Origin of the sequence: Cupriavidus phytohabitans (genome assembly GCF_017815025.1) — a bacterium.
Taxonomy (GTDB): Bacteria; Pseudomonadota; Gammaproteobacteria; order Burkholderiales; family Burkholderiaceae; genus Cupriavidus.
In genome coordinates, this window is record NZ_JAGIQB010000292.1 from 1 (window position 1) to 299 (window position 299).

Annotated in this window: 1 protein-coding gene; it reads right to left on the minus strand. The window is 66.6% G+C overall.

Annotation, left to right across the window (positions count from 1 at the left end):
• Positions 1 to 128 (minus strand): biotin carboxylase N-terminal domain-containing protein (locus J8I34_RS34530; RefSeq protein ID WP_209778553.1); only part of this gene is annotated, 128 nt, incomplete at its 3' end.
• Positions 129 to 299: the final 171 nt, after the last annotated feature.

A 299-nucleotide genomic window follows, 5' to 3' on the forward strand; every position in this document is an offset into this window, starting at 1 on the left:
GCGACGTGGCGCGCATCGGCGTCGGCATCCGAGTACACCGCGACGGTGCGGATGCCGAGCCGGCGGCAGGTGGCGGCAACACGGCAGGCGATCTCGCCGCGGTTTGCGATCAGGACTTTGGTGAACATGACTTCGCCTTTCGCTCCTCGCGGGGAGCGTTCTTGAAAACGGTTCTGGGATACCTGGGGGCAGGCTTACATGCGGAACACGCCGAACTTCATGTCCTCGATCGGCGCGTTCAGGCTGGCCGACAGGCCCAGCCCCAGCACCGTGCGCGTCTGCGCGGGATCGATCACGCC